An 18,551-nucleotide genomic window follows, 5' to 3' on the forward strand; every position below is an offset into this window, starting at 1 on the left:
CGGATGGGTGTCCGTTTCGGTCCAGACCAACGTACCGCGATCCGACGTAAGGCGCGCGGACATCACCCGAACGGCGGATGTGCCCGGGCCCCGCGATGCCTAGCGTGAATCCGCATGGGGCACGGGGCGCACGACTCGCGGATCCGGGCGGCGCTGCCGCCCGAGCTGTATCGCGTGCTGCACCTGCGCGTGGTGCAGTGCCGCACCGTCGACGAGACCGCAGCACTGCTGCGGATCGCCCCGTCGACGGTGCGGCTGCGCCAACACCGTGCGCTGCAACGGATCCGCGGCGGCCTCTAGAGGCTGCGCGCGATCAGCTCCTTCATGATCTCGTTGGTGCCGCCGTAGATCTTCTGGACGCGCGCGCCGGCGTAGAGCTGGGCGATGGGGTACTCCATCATGTAGCCGTAGCCGCCGAAGAGCTGCAGCACGTTGTCGATGACGCGGCACTGCATGTCGGACGCCCAGAGCTTGGCCATCGACGCGGTCGCGGCGTCGAGGGTGCCGTCGATGGCGCGGCCGATGCAGTGGTCGATGAGCGTGCGGCCGGCGAAGACTTCGGTCTTGGCATCGGCGAGCACGAACTTGGTGTTCTGGAAGTCGGCGATCGGACGGCCGAAGGCCTTGCGCTCCTTGGTGTACGCGATGGCCTCGACCACCGCCTTCTCCGCCGCGTCGACGCCGCCGATGGCGATGCTCAGGCGCTCACGGGGGAGCTGGCGCATCAGCTGGTAGAAGCCCTGGCCCTCGACGCCGCCGAGCAGGTTCTCCACGGGGACGCGCATGTCGGTGAAGGAGAGCTCGCGGGTGTCCTGCCCGTGCTGCCCGATCTTCTTGAGAACCCGCCCCCGCTCGAAGCCGGGGAGGTCCTTCGTCTCCGCGACGATGAGGGAGATCCCCTTGGCGCCCTGGCTCGGGTCGGTCTTCGCCACGATGATCAGCAGATCGCAGTGGCTGCCGTTGGAGATGAAGGTCTTCGAGCCGTTGATCACGTACTCGTCGCCCTCGCGGACGGCGGTGGTGCGCACGGCCTGGAGGTCCGAGCCGGTGCCGGGCTCGGTCATCGCGACGGCCAGCACGGCCTCGCCCGACGCGGCCTTGGGCAGCCACCGCGCCTTCTGCTCCTCGGTGCCGCAGTCGTCGATGTAGTGCGCGCAGATGGTGGAGTGCACGCCGTAGCCGAAGGCACCGTCGCCCGAGAAGACCAGCTCCTCGAGCACGACGGTGTCGTGCCCGAAGTCGCCGCCCGCGCCGCCCAGGGACTCGGGCAACTCGGTGCAGAGCAGCCCCGCGGCGCCCGCCTTGTTCCAGAACTCGCGGTCCACCTGGTGCTGCTCGGCCCACCGCTCCTGGTTCGGGGTGGCCTCGCGGCGGAAGAACTCGGCGGCGTGCTTGCGCAGTTCCGTGTGCTCGGGGGTCTCCCAGGCGGGGCGGTAGTCGGGGAACAGTGCGGTCATGGGCGGTCTCTTCTCTTCGGCGCACGATCGGGCAATACATTCGTATAGTCCACGATGCGTGTGTACAGCGCAAGGCCCGGGCCGCTAGGATCACGCAGGTGGAAGGGACACCAGCGGCCGGCCTCCCCGCGTCGAACGACGACCTGACCGCGAAGGCCCGGATTCGCAACGCCGCGCTCGAGCTGTTCGCCGCGCACGGGACGAGCGCCGTCTCGCTGCGCGCGGTCGCCGCGCGGGCCGGGGTCACCGTCGGCCTGGTGCAACACCACTTCACGACCAAGGACGGCCTCCGGACCGCCGTCGAGGAGCAGATCGTCGAGTACCACGCGCAGGCGATCGCCCGCGTCCCCGACGAGGGTCCGCCCGCCGACGTCGCGGCGGCCCGGGACGCCTCCGTCCGCGAGATGCTCGCCCGGCACCCCGCGGTCGTCGACTACCTGCGGCGCTCCTTCCTCGACCCGGCGGGCTCGCAGCTCCTGATCCGGCTCACCGAACTGGGCCGCAGCGAGGTCGTCCGCCTGCGCGCCGCGCACCTCGCCTCCACCGACCGGGCGGAGTCCGACCAGGTGATCGCCATGATGGTCCGCCAGATGGGCACCCTGTTCCTGCAGCCGCTCGTCGACGCGATGTGGGAGCACCTGCGCGAGCCGGGCGCACCGTCGGACGACAAACCGCGACTGTCGGTGAGCACCGAGCCCGCGGGGTCGCACGGCCCCGACCTGTGACCAAGACGAGGTCACAGCAGCTTCAACCTCAGCATCGACTCAGGTTGGGCGCGGTAATCTGATGGGCGATGTCCGAGACAACTCTTCCCTATCTGCCCATCTCGACGCGCAAGCTGGTGGGCTGGTCGCGCACCACGCCGATCGAGGGCCACGTGCTGTCCACGCCCGACGTGGACCAGATCGCCAAGGCCGTCGCCGTCGTGGCCGACGCCGAGGCCGACAAGCCCGCCTACCTGCGACGCGGCGTGATCGCGCGCGGGCTGGGCCGCTCGTACAACGAGTCGGCGCAGAACACCGGCGGCCTCACCATCGACATGACGCCGCTCAGCGCGATCCACGACATCGACGTGGAGACCGGCATCATCGACCTGGACGCGGGTGTCAGCCTCGACGACCTGATGCAGGCCGCCCTGCCGTACGGCCTGTGGGTCCCGGTGCTCCCGGGTACCCGCCAGGTCACGATCGGCGGCGCCATCGCCCACGACATCCACGGCAAGAACCACCACAGCCAGGGCTCGTTCGGCAACCACATCACCGAGATGACGTTGCTCACCGCCGACGGCAAGGTGCTCACCCTGACCCCGAAGGGCTCGTCCGACGACCCCCAGGGCGAACTGTTCTGGGCGACGGTGGCCGGCGTCGGCATGACCGGCATCATCCTGCGCGCGAAGCTCCAGATGAAGCGCACCGAGAGTGCGTACTTCATCGCGGACACCGAGCGCACGGGTTCGCTGCAGGAGACCCTCGACCTGCATCTGCAGGACGGTTTCGAGGACGGCTACGAGTACGCGTCGGGCTGGTTCGACGCGATCAGCGCGCCGCCGAAGCTGGGTCGCGGCACGTTCTCCCGGGGCAACCTCGCCACGCTCGACGAGCTGCCCGAGAAGTACCGGAAGAACCCGCTGAGCTTCAACAACAAGCCGCTGTTCACCCTCCCCAACGTCTTCCCCCCCGGGCTGGCGAACAAGTTCGACTTCTCGATCGTCGGAGAGGGCTACTACCGCGCGGGCCCGCCCAGCAAGGGCAAGGTGAAGAACCTCACGGCCTTCTACCACATGCTCGACGCCTTCGGCGGCTGGAACTACGCGTACGGTCCCGGCGGCTTCTGCCAGTACCAGTTCATCGTCCCCACCGGCAACGAGCCCGAGTTCGTCAAGCTCATCGAGCACATCCAGGCGTCGGGCAACGTCAGCTTCCTCAACGTGATCAAGCTGTTCGGCGACGGTAACCAGGCGCCGCTCAGCTTCCCGTTCAAGGGCTGGAACGTGTGCCTCGACTTCCCCGTGAAGCGTGGCCTCGCCGAGTTCCTCGACGACCTCGACCGCCGCGTGATGGCCATGGGCGGGCGGCTCTACACGGCGAAGGACTCGCGGACCACCGCGGACCGCTTCCACGCCATGTACCCGCAGATCGACGACTGGATCGCCACCCGTCGGCGGATCGATCCCACGGGGGTCTTCATCTCCGACCTCGGCCGCCGCCTCGAACTCGCCTAAGACCCGTAAGGAATCAGTCACATGATCAACGCCGTAGGCGTTCCCCAGTCCCTGCTGCTGCTCGGCGGCACCTCCGAGATCGGCCTGTCGATCGTCGAGGAGTACCTCGCCAAGGGCCCGATGCGCGTCGTGCTCGCCGCACTGCCGAACGACCCGCTGCGCGAGCAGGCCGTCGCCCAGGTCGAGGCCGCCGGCGCCACGTCGGTCGAGGTCATCGACTTCGACGCGACCGACTTCGACGGTCACCAGAAGACCATCGACGCTGCCTTCTCCGGCGGCGACATCGACGTGGCGATCGTGGCCTTCGCCCTCGACTTCGACGCCGAGGAGCTGTGGCAGAACCAGCGCAAGGCCGTGCTCCTCGCGCAGGTCAACTACACCGGCGCCGTGTCCGTCGGCGTGCTCCTGGGCCAGAAGATCAAGGAGCAGGGCCACGGCCAGATCATCGCCATGAGCTCCGTCGCCGGCCTGCGCCCGCGCCGCAGCAACTTCGTCTACGGCTCCTCCAAGGCCGGCTTCGACGGCTTCTACCTCAACCTGGGTCAGGCCCTGGAGCCCTTCGGCGGCTCCGTCCTCGTGGTCCGGCCGGGCATGGTGCGCACCAAGTTCTCCGCGCACGTCAAGGAGGCCCCGCTGACGATCGACAAGGACGTCATCGCCACCCTCGCCGTCGACGCCGCGATCAAGGGCAAGTCGCTGATCTACGCGCCCGCGCCGTGGGGCTTCGTCAGCTTCGGCCTGAAGAACATCCCGCAGCCGATCTTCAAGAAGCTCCCGATCTAGGGGGCGCGTCCGATTCTCGGAACCACCCTTTACGCTGGCCCGCGTGACTGACACGCGCACCGTCGACGCCCCCGAGGCCCCCGCCCGGGGGCGGGACCTGGCCCTCGACCTCGCCGCCGCCGCGATCCTCGCGGCGGCGGTCGGCGTCGTCGGGTGGTTCGCCATCAGCTCCGTCGAGTGGCCCGCGTACAGCAGCTCCAACGTCACCCGCGCGTTCTCGACCGTCTTCCAGGTGATCGCGATCGTCGTGCTCGCCGCGTGCGCGGTACTGCTGTCGCGGTCCGTCCCGGCCTGGCAGGCCCGCGTCGCCCGGCTGCTCTCTTTCGCGACGGTGGCCGGGTTCGTCACCGTCACCCTGGCCCTGCCGCTCGGCGGCACCAAGCTCTACCTCGGCGGCATCTCCGTCGACCAGCAGTTCCGCACCGAGTACCTCACCCGGTTCACCTCGTCGCCGCGGCTGGCGGACATGACCTACATCGACATGCCGCCGCTGTACTCCCCCGGCTGGTTCTGGCTCGGCGGGCGCTTCGCGAAGCTCTTCGGGCTAGAGGGCTGGGCGGCGTTCCAGCCCTGGTCGATCATCTCCTTGGCCGTCGCGGCAGCCGTCGCGCTGGCCCTGTGGCTCACCGTCGTCGGTCCCGCGCGCGCGATCGCCGCGACGCTCGCCACCACGGTCGCGATGCTGCTCTACGGCTCCGCCGAGCCCTACGGCGCCGCGGTCGCGATCCTGCTGCCGCCCGCGCTGATCGTCGCCTGGTCCGCCATCCTCCGCGGCCGCCGCGGGGCGATCGTCCTGGTGGGCGTGTACCTCGGCGTCGCGGTGTGGTTCTACACGCTGTACCTGGGCGTCGCGGCGTTCACCATCGTGCTGATGGGCGTGGTCGCGCTGGTCGCCGCCTGGATCCGCGAGCGCCGGTTCGAGTGGCGCTACCCCGCGCGGGTCGCGGCGATGGGCGTCATCGCCATCGCGATCGGACTCCCCTCGTACGGGCCGTTCCTGCTGCGCGTTGCCCGCGACGGCACCGACTCCAAGGGCTCCGCGTTCCACTACCTGCCCGAGCAGGGTTCGGTCCTGTCGCTGCCGATGCTGCACTTCACGTTGCTCGGCGCGCTCGGCATGATCGGCGTGATCTGGGTCCTGGTGAAGGCCCGCTCCAGCCTGCCCGCGCAGGCGCTCGGCCTCGGCATCGCCGGCTCGTACCTGTGGGCCATTCTCTCGATGGCCGCCTCCCCCGCCGGCACCACCCTCCTCGGCTTCCGCACCGAGCCGGTCCTGCACATCCTGCTCGCCGCCGCGGGCGCGCTCGGCGCGGTGACGATGGTCGGCGCGCTCGGCGACGGCTACCCGCGCTACCGCGACGCCGGCGTCGTGCTCGGCGTGCTCGCCGCGATCGGTGTGGCGCAGACGATCCCGGCGCAGCTGGCCGGGGAGATCGCCGTCGCCTACTCCGATACCGACGGCCACGGCGAGCGCGGCGACCGCCGTCCCGCGGGCGCGGAATCGTCGTACAAGGACGTGGACGCCGCCATCCTGGCCGCGACGGGCAGGCCGCGGACCGACACCGTCGTGCTGACCGCCGACTACGGCTTCCTCGCGATCTACCCGTACTGGGGCTTCCAGAACCTCACGTCGAACTACGCGAACCCCCTGGCGCACTTCACCGCCCGGTCCGCGGCGATCGAGGAGTGGGCGAAGCTGGAGACGCCGGACGAGCTGGTCAAGGCGCTCGACGAGACGCCGTGGCGCGCCCCGGACGCCTTCGTCTTCCGACGGTCCGCCGACGGCCTCTCCCTGCGCCTCGCCGAGGACGTCTACCCCAACGACCCGAACGTGCGCCGGTACACCGTCGTCTTCCCCGAGAAGCTCTTCGAGGACCCGAGATTCGCCGTCACCGAGACGGGCCCGTTCGTCGTGATCGTGAGGAAGTGACCATGTCCCTGTCCCGTTCCGTGCGCGACCTCATGCAGCGCCGCAGCCTGCTGCCCGACTCCGTCGACGCGGCCCTCGCCGGGAAGGGCCGGACGCTGCGCGGCCTGCGGATCGTCGTGACCGGGGCGTCGGCGGGCATCGGCCGCGAGGCCGCCCTGCAGCTCGCCGAGCGCGGCGCCCACGTCATCGCGGTGGCGCGGCGCGAGCAGGAGCTCGAGGAACTGTGCGCGCTCACCGGCGGCGAGTACCGCGTCTGCGACCTGACGGACACCGACTCGATCGACGGGCTGCTCACCGACCTCGGCGAGGTCGACGTGCTGGTCAACAACGCCGGCCACTCCATCCGGCGGACCATCGCCGACTCCACCGAGCGCTTCCACGACTACCAGCGCACGATGAACCTCAACTACTTCTCCGCCGTGCAGCTCTCGCTGGGCGTGCTGCCGGGGATGATCGAGCGCGGCCGCGGGCAGATCGTCAACGTCTGCACCTGGGGCCTGCTCGCGAACACCTTCCCCAAGTTCTCCGCGTACGCGGCGTCGAAGAGCGCGCTCGCGATCTTCGGCCGCAGCCTGAACGCCGAGCGCCCGCACCCCGGCGTGCACGCGACCAACGTCTACTTCCCGCTGGTCCGCACCGAGATGATCGCGCCGACCACCGAGTACTCCGGGGCCTCCGCCCTCGAGCCCGACGAGGCGGGCCGGTGGATCGTCCGCGCGATCACGCACCAGCCCGTCGAGGTCTCGCCCGCGGCGCTGCGCGCCGTCCTGCCGGTGATGGACCTGCTGTCGCCGGGAACCACCGACCGCACGATCTCGTCGCTGACCTGAGCCGTCGCGCCGGACCGGCCGTCGAGATCGCACCCCTTACCCGAAGTAACTTTGATTTGCCTCACCTAACGTGCGCGGTACGCTTCGGCGCGTGATGAAACGATCCCTCGCCCGCCGGCTCGCGCCCGCGGTCGTCCTGCTGGCCGCCACCGTCGGCATCAGCGCCTGCTCGAACTCGAACGACGACGCCAAGACCCCGGGCAACACCGAGGTCGCGACCGGCGGCGAGCGCTTCGGCACCGCCGACGCCGAGACGGCCAAGCTCGGCACCGACGCGGCGCCCGGCGTCTTCCCGCGCACCATCAAGCACGCGCGCGGCGTGACCGAGATCCCGAAGAAGCCCGAGCGCGTCGTCGTGCTCGACAGCGGCGAGCTGGACTCCGTGCTCACCCTCGGCATCAAGCCCGTCGGCCTCGTGGTCACCGACGGCGCCAGCCCGATCCCGACCTACCTCGCCGACAAGGTGCAGGGCGTCGAGACCGTCGGCAAGAACACGAGCCTGAACCTCGAGGCCATCGCCAAGCTGAAGCCCGACCTGATCCTCGGCAGCCAGCTGCGCGTGGACAAGCAGTACGACCAGCTCTCCGCGATCGCGCCGACCGTCTTCTCCATCCGCCCCGGCTTCCCGTGGAAGGAGAACTTCCGGCTCATCGGCGCCGCCCTCGGCGAGGAGACGAAGGCCGTCGACGCGCTCAACTCCTACGCGGACAACGCGAAGGCGCTCAGCGCGAAGTTCACCGGCCAGAAGCCGGCCATCTCGCTCGTCCGGTTCATGCCGAACCGGCTGCGCCTCTACGGCAACAAGTCGCTCATCGGCGTGATCCTGCAGGACGCCGGCCTGCCGCGCGCCGGCAACCAGGGCGTCGACGAGCTCGCCACCGAGATCTCGCTGGAGAACATCTCCCAGGCGGACGGCGACTACATCTTCTACTCCAGCTACGGCAAGCCCGAGAACACCGGCGAGACCGCGGCGCTGGCGAACCCCGCATGGTCGCAGCTCAGCGGCGTGCAGAAGGGCAAGGCCTTCCGCGTGGACGACGACGTCTGGTACCTGGGCCTGGGCCCGACCGGCGCCAACCTCATCGTCAAGCAGCTGGGCGAGTACCTGGCGAAGTAGCGCACGACGCGGCGCCCGGGTGGCACCACCCGGGCGTCATCCGTCGGTCAACGATGTTACGCGTGTTGTTCATGTGTCTCATGTGACTTGTGGCTAGGGTCTCTACCCATGACCACACGCCGGGGATTCCTGCGCGCGGGCGCCGTCGCCGCGCTCGCCACCGCCAGCGCGGCCGCCACCGGCCGCATCGCGCACGCGCTGCCCGGCAGCACCGTCGCCGGGAACATCACCGGCACCACCCTGGAGCGGGTCAGCGTGCCCGGTCAGGCCCGCGCCGGCGGCTACCGCCCGCTGGTCGACGGTGCCGGCTGGCCCCTGTACGTGCGGCAGGAGCTCGCGACCGCGGGCGGCACCCGCGAGGCCGTCCGCGCCCCGCTCGCCTCCTTCGTGCAGCTCACCGACATGCACATCGTCGATGCGCAGAGCCCCGCCCGGTTCGAGTTCGTCCACCCGTTCCAGGCCCCGGCCTTCCGCCCGCAGGAGACGCTGACCACGCAGGGCGCGGTCTCCCTCGTCGAGCGGATCAACGCGATCGCGTCCGGCCCGTTCACCGGCCGCGCCTTCGACTGCGTCATCACCACCGGCGACAACACCGACAACCGCGAGTTCGCCGAGCTCAATTGGTTCCAGACGGTGCTCTCCGGCGGCACCGTCGTGCCCAACACCGGCGCCCCGGATCGCTTCGAGGGCCTGCAGGCGCACGGCGCCGCCCTGTACTGGCAGCCCGAATCCCCCTATTGGGACATGTACAAGGACAAGGGCTTCCAGCAGATCCCCGGCTTCCTCCGCGCCGCCATCGGCGCGCACACCAGCCCGGGGCTGCGCATGCCCTGGTACGCGGTGGTCGGCAACCACGACGACAGCCTGCTCGGCACGCTGCCCAACGGCATCGCCGACTGGCTCTACCTCTCGCCGGTCAAGCTCGACATCCCGCACACCGACCCGGCGGCACTCGCCATCGCCCGCGCGCTCACGACGGATCCGTCGCAGGTCGGGCCGATGCTCACCAAACTCAAGCTCTCCGGGCCGGTGATCCCCGTGACCGTCGATGCCAAGCGGGCCCCGTGCAGTCCCCGCGACTTCGTGCGCCGGCATTTCGACCCGGCGGTGACCGGCCCCGGCCCCGTCGGGCACGGGTTCTCCAGCCCGGACGGCCCCACCTGGTACGCCTTCCAGATCGCGCCCGGCGTGCTCGGCATCGCGCTGGACACCACCAACAACCTGGGCATCGCCGAGGGCACCATCGGCGAGAAGCAGCTCGCCTGGCTGATCGCGCAGCTGAAGGCCCACCCGGACCAGCTGGTCATCGTGTTCAGCCACCACACGTCGAAGTCGATGACCGCCAAGCTCCCCGACCCCGAGGAGCCCGGCGAGAAGCAGTACGACGGCGGCGTGGTCGTGAAGACGCTCACCGACCACCCGAACGTGATCGCCTGGGTGAACGGCCACACCCACAAGAACGAGATGATCCCGCACACCGGCCCCACGCCGAAGCAGAGCTTCTGGGAGATCAACACCGCCAGCCACGTCGACTTCCCGCAGCTGGCGCGGATCATCGAGGTCGCCGACAACCGCGACGGCACGCTGAGCCTGTTCACGCCGCTCATCGAGGCCGCGAGCCCCGCGACGGCGAACCCGTCGGACCTCAGCGCGAAGGGCCTCGCGAGCCTGTACCGGGAGCTGTCCTACAACGACATCCACCGCGACGACGCCCTCCTCGGCGCCGCCGCCGACCGCAACTGCGAGCTGCTCCTCACCCACCCGCTGCGCTGACGCGGTCCTCGCGACTACAGGCCGCGGGCGGCGAGGGCCTCGCCGAGGAGGTCGGCGTCGCGGATCAGGCGGACCAGCACCGTCGGGAGGACGCGGACGAGCGAGGCTCGCTGCCCCCGCGCCCACGCGGCCTCGCGGGTCTCCCGGACGACGGCGATCACCGTCGGGATGGAGCGGATGGTCAGGGCGATCAGCAGCTCCACGCGCCAGCCGAGCACCCGCCCGGCGAGCGCGGCGAGGTCCGTCGCGCGGGTGGTGAAGACCAGCAGGTTGCCCGCCAGCACGCCCACCACGAGCTGCCCGACGGGGCCGACGGCCGCGCGCGCACCATCGGACAGGCCCTGGCTGAGCAGGTAGAAGGCCGTGAGCACCACCGAGAAGAGCAGCGCCGGGCGCAGGGCCCGCCACAGGTGCACCGGGCGCAGCCGGGCGACCGGGAACAGCGCGGCCACCACCAGCGCCGACACCGCGAGCGGGACCGGCCGCGGAAGGATCGCCAGGAAGGTGACGAGCGCCAGCATCGCCAGAAGCTTCACCGCCGCGGGGGTGCGATGGATCGGGGAATCGCGGGGGACGTAGCGGCCCAGCATCAGCGGGCCGCCAGCTCGCGGTAGAAGGCGATCGACTCGGCGGGCGGGCCGTCGTGGACGAGGGCACCGTCGTCCATGACCAACACGCGGTCGAAGTCGTCGAGCATGTCGAGGTGGTGCGTGAGCAGGACGACCTGCTGGTCGAGCGCGGCGAGGCGGTCCCGGACCTTGAGCACGTTGCGCAGGTCGAGCAGGGTCGTGGGCTCGTCGCAGACGAGGATCTCCGGGTCGGTGACCAGCACCGACGCGAAGGCAAGCATCTGCTTCTGCCCCGAGCTCAGCAGCTGCGCGGGGGAATCGGCGTGGTCGGCGAGGCCGAACTCGGCGAGCACGGCCATCACCCGATCGGTGTCGACGGGCCGCCGTCGGCCGCGGCCCGGCGGGCGCAGCGACAGCGCGACGTCCTCGGCCGGCGTCGGCATGACGATCTGCGCGGCCGCGTCGGCGAACATGAAGCCCACCTTCCGGCGCACCTCGGAGCGCTTCTTCCGCACGTCCAGCCCCAGGGTCTCGACGGTGCCGCCGTCCGGGACGACGAGGCCGTTGAACGTGCGCGCGAGCGTCGACTTACCGGAGCCGTTGGCCCCGATGATCCCGATCCGCCGCTCCGACAGCTCCGCCGTGATGCCCCGCAGCACGGGGCGCTCGTCGTAGGCGTGGTGGACGTCGTCGAGCCGGATCACGCCCACGCCCTCGCGGGGGCGCGGCGGGCGACCCCGCGCGGGGTCATGCCCCCTTCTTCGCGATGGCCGGATACGCCCGCGCCACCGTCACCACCACGAGCGACGTGATGACCACCTTGATCAGGTCGCCGGGGACGAACTGGAAACCGAGCGTGAGCTTGGCGAACAGGCCCGAGCCGGTGCGCCAGCCCAGCCACGGCAGGCCGATCGCGTACACGATGAGCACCAGCCCGATGATGTTGGCGAGGCCCACCGTGAAGGGATTCGTGCGGCCCCACTTGTCGACGAGCCAGCCGGTCACCAGGGCCCCGATGATGCCGCCGATGAGGAAGCCGCCCGTCGGGCCGGTGAGCACCGCCAGGCCGCCGCGGCCGCCCGCGCCGATCGGCAGCCCCACGACGATGAGCAGCACGTACAGCGCCACCGAGGCCCCGCCCCACGGGAAGCCGAGCAGCGACGCGGCGAGCATGAACCCCAGGGTCTGCAGGGTGATGGGGGCGATGCCGCTGATCGTGATGGTGGGCATCGCCAGCACCGCGGTGAGGGCGGTGAAGACGGCGACGAGGGCGAGATCGCGCGGCGTGGCGCGATACGTGGCGGCGTTGAACACGGTTCAAGAAGTATCGGGGCGCTCGGCTAGAGTCAAGTCCGTGGCCATCAACCGCTCCGACGTGCTGACCTCCGCGATCGGCGTCCTCGACCGGTCGGGCCTCCCGGACCTGACGATGCGTCGGGTGGCGGCCGACCTCGGCGTCGCGCCGGGCGCGCTGTACTGGCACATCCCCAACAAGCAGTCGCTGCTCGCGGCGATCGCCGACACCATCCTCGCCGATCCGGCGCTGGCCGCGGCGGCGTCGAAGTCGCGGATGCGCTGGGACCGCCAGCTCACCGGCTACGCGCACGCGCTGCGCGCCGTGCTCCGCAAGCACCGGGACGGCGCGGAGGTGGTCTCCGCATCGCTGGCCTCGCAGCTGGGCACCAGCAATCTGCAGTCGCAGATCGCCGAGATCGCGGCCTCGGCGGGCGCGGGTCCTGCGGACGCTAGCGCCGTCGCCCTCACGCTGACGCACTTCGTCGTCGGTTTCACCTTCGAGGAGCAGACCCGCGAGGCGATGGCCCGCGCCGGGGCAGCCGCGGGCGAGCTCGACCAGACCGCCACCGATCGGGCCTTCGCGGGCGGCGTCGACCTCATCGTCGACGGGCTGCGCGCCCGCACGTCCGCGCCGGCCTGACCTCAGGACAGGTCGACGGCGCGGTCCACCGCGTAGCCGTACCCGGCGATCCCGAATCCGGCGATCACGCCGGCCGCGATGGGCGAGACGTAGGAGTGGTGCCGGAAGGCCTCACGGGCGTGGATGTTGGAGATGTGCACCTCGATGATCGGCACCTCGGGGATCACCAAAGCATCGGCGACAGCCACTGAAGTATGTGTCCATGCTGCCGGATTAACCACGATCGCGGAGAATTTTCGGTCGCGTGCGACATCGTGGATCCACCCCAGCAGCTCGGCCTCGTCATTGGTCTGACGGACCTCCACTTCGGCGTCGCGCGCGGCCGCCGCCCGACGGCAAACGTCGACGACGTCGGCGTACGAATTCTGCCCGTAGACCTGCGGCTGCCGCACGCCCAGCATGTTCAGATTCGGTCCGTTCAGCACCAGAATGCGGGCTCCCATGGGCCCAGAATAGCCCGGGGTGGATCACAGGAAATGGGATACATGTCCCACGCCGTGCGCATCTGACCCGCGGATCATGTAATCTCCCAGTATTCGCAATCTGGAAGGGAGGGCCTTATGACAACGTTCGCGGCCAAATTGAATCGACTTTTCGAGGTCGTGCATCCCGCAGACCGGGGGCCCTACACCTCCTCGGAGTTCTGCAGGATGGTCGAGGAGAGCGGCGGCAAGCTGTCCGTTCCCTATCTGTCGCAGCTGCGTTCCGGCCGGAGCTCGCGCCCCGCGTACGACATGGTGGCGTCCATCGCACAGACCTTCGGCGTCCGCGCCGAGTACTTCTCGGACCCGCTCTACGAGCGTGAGGTCCTGGGCGATCTGGAGCTGACCCGCGAGCTTCGCGAGTCGGGCATGCTCGAGATGGCGCGCCGTTCGACGAAGCTCTCGGCGGACCGCCGGGCAGCGCTCGCCGGCCTGCTCGCCGAGCTCGAGGCGGAGGACGACAAGGCCTAGGCCGCGCACCTCTCCGGGCCTCTGGCCCGCCGGGCCGGCAGCGGCCCACCGGGGCTCAGCGCACCCGCTCCAACAGGGGCGACGGGGTGTGCTGGGCCCTTTTCGTCACTGCGGCCGTCCAGCGCGAGGTCCGCCAGCCCGACGGGGGCTCCAGATCGACGGCGTGCACGGAGCCGTACGGCGCCTCACGATCCAGCCATCGCGCCACCGCGGCGGCGCGATCGACCGGCGAGGCGTCGGACAACTTGCCGTCGCCGGGGCTGGCCAGCATCGCCCAGCCGTCGAGCACGACGACGGCACGCGCCTCCGCCGTCTCGACCCAGCCGCCGCCCTGCCGCACGACGGCCTCGAGGTCGGGGAACAACTCCTTGACCTGCTCGTACGCCGGCCGGAAGTGCAGCCACTCCCGCGCCGAGATGAGGATCGACGCGAGCCACGAGGCCATCAGCACCAGCGTCCAGCTCGCGAACGCGGCGTCCAGCATGAACCGGTTCAGCCGGAGCACCCACACGCCCACCTGCAGCTGCTGGAGCAGGACGCCGCCGGCGATGACGTTCGCGACCGCGACGACCGCGAGCAGGACCCCGCCCAGCGCCAGGAGCCGCAACTGCGCGCGGTGCACCCGGCTGCGCTTGGACACCCGCCACGTGGACACGGCCACGACCAGCGCCGTGGCTCCGAGGCAGGTGTAGACCAGCGCCGTCTCGACCGCGAGCCCGAAGTCGCCGCCGAAGCCCAGGCCCGTCGGGTCGCCGAGGTGGCCGAGGGCGGACCCGGTCACGATGATCACGCCGACCACGACGAGCGGCGGCGCCCATACCAGGAGCCGGGCCCGGCTCAGCCGCCCGTCGAGCGCGAAGGCGAAGACGAGCGCGCCGTAGCAGGCCACGAGCAGCAGGACCCGCTCGATGGTCACCACTTCGTACTCGGACAGGCCCAGTCGGCCCAACGCCTCGATGGACACCGGGGTGTCGATGGTGACCATCAGCGCGAGCGCGACCGCGGTGAGCAGCGCACCGCCCGCCGGGGGGTTCCGGTTCGTCTGCCACCGGCTGAATCTTTCCAGCGCACCGAGCCAGAGGATCGGTGCGACGAGCGACGCGATCATCCGAGCAGTTCGTCGACCACCGAGTCGACGCGGGTGATCGTGTGCCCGGCCTTCACACGGCGCACGAGCAGCGTGGCGAAGGACTCCGCCTCGGCCTCGCACCGCGCGGCCCGGCCGCTGTCGGGATCGGAGGAGCAGCCCTGCTCGTGGCCGAGCACCAGGTGGCCCAGTTCGTGCGCGAGCGTCTGCTCGAAGGTGGCGACGCCGCTGGAGACCACCAGCAGGTCGCGTTCGTCGGAGCGCAGCCACATCCCGAAGACGCCGACGGGCAGCGTCATGCGCTGCACGTCGATCCGCCGGCCGAGATGCTCGGAGTACGCGGCGACCACTTCGGCGACGGTCCCCGGACCCGATCCGGACTGCGGGGTCACCGCACGCACGACGGCGCGGACTGCGCGTGTCGGCCGGTCGGATCCCCTCATGACCGAAACGATACGTCGGTTCGTCGGCTCGTTGTACACCAAGCCGCTCATAGAACCGGTTCGCCCGGATTCCGCCAGGTCGCGACGTCTAGACTCGCGGGGTGCCCGAACCGTCCGACGCTGCCCGCACCGTCCGCTCCACGGCCCGGACCGCCGCATTGACCGGCGTGCTCGGCGTCCTGTTCGCGCTGCTCACGCCCTTCATGCCGGTCCAGCAGACCACCGCGGCGCTGGACTGGCCGCAGCGCGGATCGCTCGAGGCGGTCACGGCGCCGCTCATGTCCTACGTGCCCGATAGGGTCGACATCACAATCCCCTGTTCCGCTGTGGGCGGACTTCCGGGGGGTGCTGGGACCCTGGTCGCGACCGGGCCCGTCGACTCCCCCGACACCGTCCGACGGGGCATGACCATCGGCGTCAACACACTCCCCGACCAGCGGCGCATGCTGGAGGTGGTGGTCCGCAACACCCCCCTGCTCACGGTCGACGTCGCGGCGCTGACCGCCCCGGGCTGTCGCGCGATCGTCTTCTCCGGCGACAACAAGACGGTGAAGGCCGAGGTCGTGGGCGTCTCCGCCCCCGACGGCACGCCGCTCGCGGGCGGCAAGGACAACGGCTTCGACTACCGGCCCCAGGTCGTCGGGGTGTTCACAGACCTGCATGGCACAGTCACGGACAGCACGCGGATTCAGTTCCGTGCGGATATCGACACGCGCTACTCGACGGTTCCGGCCGCCGCCCGGTGGGTCGTCATCGTCCTCGCGATCGCGCTGATCCTCGCGAGCCTCGTCGCCCTGCACCGGCTCGACGTCGCGGCCGACGGCCGCCGGCACCGTCGGATCATGCCCGAGGGGTGGTGGCGCCCGACGAAGCTCGACAGCACCGTCCTCGCCCTGCTGGCGACCTGGCACGTGATCGGCGCGAACACCTCCGACGACGGCTACATCCTCACCATGGCCCGCACGGCGGAGGCCGCGGGCTACACCGCGAACTACTACCGCTGGTACGGCGCGCCCGAGACCCCCTTCGGCTGGTACTACCAGGCCTTCGCGTGGCTCTCGCACCTCTCGACGGCCAGCCCGTGGGTCCGGCTGCCCGCCCTGATCTGCGGGATCGCGACCTGGCTGATCATCAGCCGGGAGGTGGTGCCCCGGCTGGGCCGGGCCGCGCGCTCGCGGTTCGCGCTGTGGGCCGCCGCCGGGGTCTTCCTGGTCTACTGGTTCGCCTTCAACAACGGGCTGCGCCCCGAGCCCGTGATCGCCCTCGGCGCGCTGCTCACCTGGTGCTCGGTGGAGCGGGCGATCGCGACGGGCCGGGTCCTGCCCTTCGCGGCGGCCGCGGTCTTCGCGGGGTGGACGGTGGCGGCCGGGCCGACGGGCATCATGACGGTGGCCGCGCTGCTGGCCGGCGTGCGGCCGGTGGGCCGGCGGATCCTCGCCCGGGCCCGCACGAGCCCCGCCGGGTTCCGGCTCACGATCGCCGCGTACGTGGCGCCGGTGCTCGCCGCCGGGGTGCTGCTGGTGCCGATCATCTTCTCCAAGCTCACCGCGTCGGCCTTCGTGCAGAAGACTCTGATGCAGTCCGACGTGGGCACCGTCGTCGACACCAAGAAGTGGTACAACGAGATCGACCGGTACTCGGCCCTGTTCACGTTCACGGCCGACGGCGGCGTCGCCCGACGGTTCGCGGTCATCGTCACCATCGCCTGCCTGCTGCTCACGGGCGCGGTGCTGCTGCGCAAGGGCCGGATCCCCGGCGCGAGCCTCGGGCCGAGCCGGCGCCTCGTGGCCGTCACGCTGGGCGGCCTGCTGCTGCTCATGTTCACCCCCACCAAGTGGACGCACCAGTTCGGCGCCTTCGCGGGCCTGGCGGGCGCGCTGGCCGCGCTCACGGCGATCGCGCTGGCCCCCGCGGCCCTGCGCAGCGCCCGCAATCGCGCGCTGAGCGCCTCCGTGGTCCTCCTGGTGCTCGGCCTGTCCTTCAGCGGCCCGAACGGCTGGTGGTACGCCAGCAACTACGGCGTGCCCTGGGGCGAGTCGACGGTGCTCGCCCTCGGCACGGTCTTCTTCGCCGGGGCGGGCGTCGCGCTGCTGGTCGCCGGGTGGCTGCACTTCCACGAGCCCGATCCGGCCCCGGTGCCGCCGCGGGCGAAGCGGGTCGTCGACTTCTTCAGTCGCCAGTCGTCGATCACGTGGGCCGCCTGGACGGTGGTCGTGCTGTGCGTCGGCTCGATGCTCGCGACGACCGGCATCACCCAGTTCTCCTCGTTCTCCAACGGCAAGGCGAACCTCCGGGCGTTCGGCGGCGACGGCTGCAACCTGGCCGATTACGTGCTCACCGAGCCGGATCCCACGTCGGGCCTGCTGCTGCCGCTCGACGGGAACATCCGCGACGGCCTCGCCGGGCCGGGCACCACCGGCGTCTCGCCCGACGGGGTGCCGACCATCATCAACGCCACCACCAGCTCCAACACCGACGATTCGAGCACCTCGCTCGACGCGATGGCGCGGCTGCCGCAGGACACCACGTCGGGCCGCACGTCGACGGCCGGGATCAACGGCTCGCACATGCGCCTGCCCTACGGCCTGGACCCGGCGCGCACCCCGGTGCTCGGCTCCTACTCGCAGGAGGGCCAGGTCAAGGCCCAGGTGGTCTCGAAGTGGTACCCGCTGCCGGCGAACGCCGCGGACCGCTCGCTCATCACGCTCTCCGCCGCCGGGAAGTTCACCGACGACGAGCTCTACGTCGAGTACTCCACCGATGCGCCGGCCGCCGGCGCGCAGCCGAAGGTCGCGGGCAAGAAGTCCTTCATCGACATCGGGCCGAAGCCGGCGTGGCGGAACCTGCGCCTGCCCCGCACCGACCTGCCCGCTGACGCCACCGCGATCCGAGTCGTCGCGCTCGACGACGACCTGGCGATCGACCACTGGCTCGCCGTGACCCCGCCGCGGGTGTCGAAGCTGGTCACGGCGCAGGAACTGATCGGCTCCACCGAGCCGGTGCTGCTCGACTGGACGTCCGGCCTGGCCTTCCCGTGCCAGCGGCCGTTCAGCCACGCCAACGGCGTCGCGGAGGTGCCGCAGTGGCGGATCACCCCCGATCAGAACCTGTCGCCCGTCACCACGGAGTGGGAGGGCACCCTCGGCGGCGGCCCGCTCGGCTGGTCGCAGATGCTGCTCCAGCAGGAGAAGATCCCCGGCTACCTCCAGGGCGACCTGGGCCAGGACTTCGGCGACGTGATGCGGCTCGTTCCGTACTCCCAGGCGCGTGCGGCGGATCTCACACTCGGGACCCGCACCGTCTGGGGCACGCACGTCGAGGCGCCGATCCGCAAGGACCGGACCGATTCCTGACGGACTTTCCTGACCTGCGGCATCGCACGGACTGAGAATCCCTTAAGCGATCCCGTCTTCCCCGGACGGCGAATCGGTTCTCGCAGCTGACTCGCATAC

The 18,551-nt window shown here is 70.7% G+C and carries 18 protein-coding genes; 11 read left to right on the plus strand and 7 right to left on the minus strand.

The features are described 5' to 3' along the window. The first annotated feature begins 114 nt into the window (after window positions 1–114). Window positions 115–300 carry a sigma factor-like helix-turn-helix DNA-binding protein gene (locus tag WFK95_RS23875; RefSeq protein WP_336672198.1) on the plus strand — a complete coding sequence of 62 codons (186 nt, stop codon included), beginning with the start codon at window positions 115–117 and terminating at the stop codon, window positions 298–300. On the opposite strand, the gene WFK95_RS23880 is transcribed toward WFK95_RS23875, so the two are convergent. Beyond that, window positions 297–1,457, minus strand: coding sequence for an acyl-CoA dehydrogenase family protein (locus WFK95_RS23880; protein ID WP_224645616.1), 1,161 nt, complete (start codon window positions 1,455–1,457; stop codon window positions 297–299). The two genes, WFK95_RS23875 and WFK95_RS23880, sit on opposite strands and share 4 nt — an antisense overlap. 98 nt (window positions 1,458–1,555) lie before the next feature. On the opposite strand from WFK95_RS23880, the gene WFK95_RS23885 reads away from it, so the two are divergent. The 7 genes from WFK95_RS23885 (at window position 1,556) to WFK95_RS23915 (ending at window position 10,111) form a co-directional block, all read left to right on the plus strand. After that, window positions 1,556–2,182, plus strand: a complete 627-nt coding sequence (locus WFK95_RS23885) for a TetR/AcrR family transcriptional regulator (protein WP_336672199.1) — start codon at window positions 1,556–1,558, stop codon at window positions 2,180–2,182. 68 nt (window positions 2,183–2,250) lie between these two features. Further along, window positions 2,251–3,678, plus strand: coding sequence for an FAD-binding oxidoreductase (locus WFK95_RS23890; protein ID WP_224645614.1), 1,428 nt, complete (start codon window positions 2,251–2,253; stop codon window positions 3,676–3,678). A 21-nt stretch (window positions 3,679–3,699) separates the two neighbouring features. Continuing rightward, complete coding sequence (locus WFK95_RS23895) at window positions 3,700–4,461, plus strand: decaprenylphospho-beta-D-erythro-pentofuranosid-2-ulose 2-reductase (RefSeq protein ID WP_336672200.1); 762 nt, start codon at window positions 3,700–3,702, stop codon at window positions 4,459–4,461. A gap of 43 nt (window positions 4,462–4,504) precedes the next feature. Next, complete coding sequence (locus WFK95_RS23900; RefSeq protein ID WP_336672201.1) at window positions 4,505–6,391, plus strand: galactan 5-O-arabinofuranosyltransferase; 1,887 nt, start codon at window positions 4,505–4,507, stop codon at window positions 6,389–6,391. Between the two features lie 2 nt (window positions 6,392–6,393). Continuing rightward, window positions 6,394–7,221 carry an SDR family NAD(P)-dependent oxidoreductase gene (locus tag WFK95_RS23905; RefSeq protein ID WP_336672202.1) on the plus strand — a complete coding sequence of 276 codons (828 nt, stop codon included), beginning with the start codon at window positions 6,394–6,396 and terminating at the stop codon, window positions 7,219–7,221. A gap of 94 nt (window positions 7,222–7,315) precedes the next feature. Continuing rightward, on the plus strand, window positions 7,316–8,338 hold the full coding sequence (locus WFK95_RS23910; RefSeq protein ID WP_336672264.1) for an ABC transporter substrate-binding protein: 1,023 nt from the start codon (window positions 7,316–7,318) through the stop codon (window positions 8,336–8,338). Between the two features lie 108 nt (window positions 8,339–8,446). Next, the gene (locus WFK95_RS23915) at window positions 8,447–10,111 is read left to right on the plus strand and encodes a TIGR03767 family metallophosphoesterase (RefSeq protein ID WP_336672203.1); all 1,665 of its coding nucleotides are present in this window, start codon (window positions 8,447–8,449) and stop codon (window positions 10,109–10,111) included. A 14-nt stretch (window positions 10,112–10,125) separates the two neighbouring features. On the opposite strand, the gene WFK95_RS23920 is transcribed toward WFK95_RS23915, so the two are convergent. From WFK95_RS23920 to WFK95_RS23930, 3 genes are read right to left on the minus strand one after another with little or no spacing between them, the layout of a single operon-like run. Continuing rightward, entirely contained in the window at window positions 10,126–10,701 is a 576-nt protein-coding gene (locus tag WFK95_RS23920; protein ID WP_224645609.1) for an energy-coupling factor transporter transmembrane component T family protein, read from the minus strand. Next, a complete protein-coding gene (locus tag WFK95_RS23925; RefSeq protein WP_443081589.1) occupies window positions 10,701–11,390 on the minus strand; it encodes an energy-coupling factor ABC transporter ATP-binding protein in 690 nt (229 codons plus the stop codon). The genes WFK95_RS23920 and WFK95_RS23925 overlap by 1 nt, the downstream gene beginning before the upstream one ends. 37 nt (window positions 11,391–11,427) lie before the next feature. Beyond that, window positions 11,428–11,994 (minus strand): biotin transporter BioY, encoded by a 567-nt coding sequence (locus WFK95_RS23930; RefSeq protein ID WP_224645607.1) that lies wholly within the window; start codon window positions 11,992–11,994, stop codon window positions 11,428–11,430. A gap of 40 nt (window positions 11,995–12,034) precedes the next feature. Here WFK95_RS23930 and WFK95_RS23935 point away from each other — a divergent pair, with 40 nt between their 5' ends. Further along, window positions 12,035–12,616 carry a TetR/AcrR family transcriptional regulator C-terminal domain-containing protein gene (locus WFK95_RS23935; RefSeq protein WP_224645606.1) on the plus strand — a complete coding sequence of 194 codons (582 nt, stop codon included), beginning with the start codon at window positions 12,035–12,037 and terminating at the stop codon, window positions 12,614–12,616. A gap of 2 nt (window positions 12,617–12,618) precedes the next feature. Here WFK95_RS23935 and aroQ read toward each other — a convergent pair whose 3' ends face one another. Further along, window positions 12,619–13,059 (minus strand): type II 3-dehydroquinate dehydratase, encoded by a 441-nt coding sequence (aroQ, locus tag WFK95_RS23940; protein WP_336672205.1) that lies wholly within the window; start codon window positions 13,057–13,059, stop codon window positions 12,619–12,621. 159 nt (window positions 13,060–13,218) lie between these two features. On the opposite strand from aroQ, the gene WFK95_RS23945 reads away from it, so the two are divergent. After that, window positions 13,219–13,569, plus strand: coding sequence for a transcriptional regulator (locus WFK95_RS23945; protein ID WP_224645604.1), 351 nt, complete (start codon window positions 13,219–13,221; stop codon window positions 13,567–13,569). Between the two features lie 55 nt (window positions 13,570–13,624). On the opposite strand, the gene WFK95_RS23950 is transcribed toward WFK95_RS23945, so the two are convergent. Further along, window positions 13,625–14,677, minus strand: coding sequence for a hypothetical protein (locus WFK95_RS23950; RefSeq protein ID WP_224645603.1), 1,053 nt, complete (start codon window positions 14,675–14,677; stop codon window positions 13,625–13,627). Continuing rightward, on the minus strand, window positions 14,674–15,099 hold the full coding sequence (locus WFK95_RS23955) for an ImmA/IrrE family metallo-endopeptidase (RefSeq protein WP_224645602.1): 426 nt from the start codon (window positions 15,097–15,099) through the stop codon (window positions 14,674–14,676). The genes WFK95_RS23950 and WFK95_RS23955 overlap by 4 nt, the downstream gene beginning before the upstream one ends. A gap of 101 nt (window positions 15,100–15,200) precedes the next feature. On the opposite strand from WFK95_RS23955, the gene WFK95_RS23960 reads away from it, so the two are divergent. Beyond that, window positions 15,201–18,452: an arabinosyltransferase domain-containing protein gene (locus WFK95_RS23960; protein ID WP_336672206.1), complete on the plus strand. Its 3,252-nt coding sequence runs from the start codon at window positions 15,201–15,203 to the stop codon at window positions 18,450–18,452. Window positions 18,453–18,551: the final 99 nt, after the last annotated feature.

Source organism: Tsukamurella sp. USMM236, assembly GCF_037148755.1.
Lineage (GTDB): Bacteria > Actinomycetota > Actinomycetes > Mycobacteriales > Mycobacteriaceae > Tsukamurella.